The following is a 3,457-nucleotide window of genomic DNA, read 5'->3' on the forward strand; positions in this document are numbered from 1 at the left end:
TAATTCCACATCATGCAGAACATATAGTGATTATCTATATTATCCATTCACTATACTCATGCCTTCACTCATTATTCTATTCAATAAATGGAAAGATTTTAAATCTATCAAGCTGCAATAGGAAAATTGAATTATAACATTGACTTCTTAAGCACTTATTTTTAACTAAATGAGTGCTTTTTCTATTTTTTTTAATAAAAAAATTATGTATTTTTGAGAAATACAATTGTATTTCTATAAAAAATTTATTAAACTAAAAGACATAAATAAAGTTGTTCTAGAACACAATATAGTTTTGGTTTAAATCTTTAGGCTTTGTTTCAATGAACAAAGGATTAGAGAGCTGTGATTTTTCTTTACGTTCAATATAAAGTAGCGAACATGCATCTGTGTTAAACATTAGGAGGGGAATTTATGGGTAACAAAGAGTTGAAGAGGGGTTTAGAAGCAAGACATATTCAAATGATTGCGCTTGGTGGAACAATTGGTGTCGGTTTGTTCATGGGGTCAGCAAGTACAATTAGTTGGACTGGACCATCCGTTATGCTTGCTTATGCAATAGCAGGAATTTTTATATTTTTTATTATGCGTGCAATGGGGGAAATGCTGTATTTCGAACCGAAAACTGGTTCATTTGCAACATTTGCTCATGAATATATTCACCCTTTAGCTGGTTATTTAACAGCTTGGAGTAACTGGTTCCAATGGGTCATCGTTGGGATGTCAGAAGTTATTGCGGTAGGTTCTTACATGCAGTATTGGTTCCCAGATCTTCCAGCGTGGGTACCCGGAATTGCTGTTATGATAATACTAGGTGTTGCTAACTTAGTATCTGTAAAATCATTTGGTGAATTTGAATTTTGGTTTGCGTTGATTAAAGTCGTTACGATCATTTTAATGATCATTGCTGGTTTCGGATTAATCTTCTTCGGCATTGGTAATGGTGGACATGCTATTGGTGTTTCAAACTTATGGTCACATGGAGGATTCTTTGCAGGTGGTATTAAAGGCTTCTTCTTCGCATTATCACTTGTAGTAGCAGCCTATCAAGGTGTTGAATTAATCGGTATTACAGCTGGTGAAGCAAAAGATCCTCAAAAATCAATCACAAAAGCAATTAATTCAATTATTTGGCGTATTTTAATTTTCTACATTGGTGCAATTTTTGTCATCGTAACTGTTTACCCTTGGGATGAACTAAAAGCAGTAGGTAGCCCGTTTGTAGTAACATTTGCGAAAATTGGTATTACAGCAGCTGCTGGGTTCATTAACTTTGTCGTTATTACTGCTGCAATGTCTGGATGTAATAGTGGTATTTACAGTGCTGGACGAATGATTTATACACTTTCTGAAAATGGTCAAGCACCTAAAATCTTCTTAAAAGTTTCGAAAAACGGTGTACCATATTGGGGTACAATCGCAGTTTTAATCGGATTGGCTGTTGGTGTTATTTTGAACTTTGTTGCACCTTCAAAACTTTTCGTTTATGTATATAGTGCGAGTGTATTACCAGGTATGATTCCTTGGTTTGCATTGTTAATCGCTCAAATCCGATTCAGAAAAGTACATGCGAAAGAAATGGCAAATCATCCATTTAAAATGCCTTTCGCACCAATAAGTAACTATGCAACCATCATCTTTTTATTAGTTGTATTAGTCGGCATGTGGATCAACGATGAAACACGTATTTCGTTAATCGTAGGGATTATATTCTTAGCGCTTATGACAATCCTATTCTATGCATTTGGTATGAATAAACGCGAATATAAAACAAATAAGTAAAACATATAAAAAACCGGAAAATCCTTCGATAAGGGATTTATCCGGTTTTTTTAATATTCATTAGAAGCGATAGATGGCTATATTGCTTTCTTTGAGGTATTTACATTTTGTCCAAATTTAAAAATTTATTCTTTATATAATTCAATTCAATATTTTATAAGGAAGGTGTTAAAATAATGACAATACTAAATCATTTAAAAGTGCTTGATTTTTCTGCTTAATAGCCTTTTGAAAATGGTGGTGTAAAACGACAAATCGCAAGTCCTATCAAATCAAATGTATTTAAGCAAGTAGACGAACATATTGGACAACAAGCTGGTTCAAATAATACAGAAATTCTTGGTAACGATGTTTTAACTGACTCCATAATAAGGAAGTGAAAAGATTTGCAAATTATTTCTAGTAAGGAGCGTCAAGTATATCCAATTATTTTCCCAACATCATATGGACTTATTGGAACGATTAACTTTTTTGTTATCAATGATGGGGAATCTTTGTCTTTAATTGACGCTGGTATCGACCATGAAGATTGTTGGGAATATTTTAATTTAGCATTGGCAGAACAGGGATATGCGGTAACGGATATTGATCGTATCATTTTAACTCACCATCATGAAGATCATGTAGGGCTATTAAAACGAATATTAGCTTTAAAAGATATTCCTATTTATGCTCACCCACTTACTATTTTAAGATTACAAATGGATGCAGATTTCTTTATGATGCGTTACCAATTCTTCCATGAACTTTATAGAGAAATGGATTGCCTTCATGATGCACAACCACGATTAGAAAAACTAAGTCGAACATTAAACGAATTAGATGAAAGAAAATTAATCGCAAATTATATTCCAATTCAAGCAGGGGATTTTGTTAGTGGCTTAGAAGTTATTGAAACACCTGGTCATTCACCAGATTCTATTAGTTTATACGATAAGGAAAGAAAATGGCTGTTTTGTGGTGATTTAGTTTTAAAAGAATCATCAACAAATGCAATAATAGATCCTAATCTAAATGGTGTTCGCTTAAAATCAGTAACAGAGCAACGACAATCATTAACTAAATGTGAGGAACTTGATGCATTGCTTGTCTTTCCTGGCCATCGAACAATCATAGAAAACCATAAACAATTAATTAATCAAAAGCTTGAATCGATGAATCGAAAATCTAAAAGAATGTTGGCATTATTAGCAAATGAACCACAAACAGCTAGTTCACTAGCAAAGCAATATTATAAGTCAAAATATAAAACAGAATTTTCACTTGTCATGTCTGAAATAATAGGCTATCTCGATTACTTAGAAGACCATCAATTTGTGATAAAAGAAAAAATAGATGACGTTTGGATTTATTCTGTTCCAAAACAAATACAGGATAAGGATGGCTTATAAAATTAATTTTTAGGATAGTCTTTTTAATATGAACTATGTATTGTTATCTACACTTTGAATAAATCTCATAATGCAAAATTCATATAAAATATACGGAATTTCATGATATCTAATTTTGGCCATTGTGGAGCGAAAGACAGGCGACTCCTCGAAAATGTATACGAATTTTCTTCGTGCGATTTTAATAGTCCTACAGTAGTGAATACACTGATAAAAGCTAAAAAAGAGATGAAAGTTTATAATAAAAATCTTGTATAGCTATCCTTGTTGATGTGGAATTAGCG

General features: G+C 32.6%; 2 protein-coding genes. Both read left to right on the forward strand.

The window, feature by feature from the left end; genetic code table 11:
• Nucleotides 1–414: 414 nt before the first annotated feature.
• Nucleotides 415–1,782, forward strand: coding sequence for an amino acid permease (locus ABE048_RS09385; protein WP_430310863.1), 1,368 nt, complete (start codon nucleotides 415–417; stop codon nucleotides 1,780–1,782).
• A 386-nt stretch (nucleotides 1,783–2,168) separates the two neighbouring features.
• On the forward strand, nucleotides 2,169–3,173 hold the full coding sequence (locus tag ABE048_RS09390) for an MBL fold metallo-hydrolase (RefSeq protein ID WP_430310865.1): 1,005 nt from the start codon (nucleotides 2,169–2,171) through the stop codon (nucleotides 3,171–3,173).
• Nucleotides 3,174–3,457 lie beyond the last annotated feature (284 nt).

The sequence above is a fragment of the Rummeliibacillus pycnus genome, from assembly GCF_050459865.1.
Lineage (GTDB): Bacteria > Bacillota > Bacilli > Bacillales_A > Planococcaceae > Rummeliibacillus > Rummeliibacillus pycnus_B.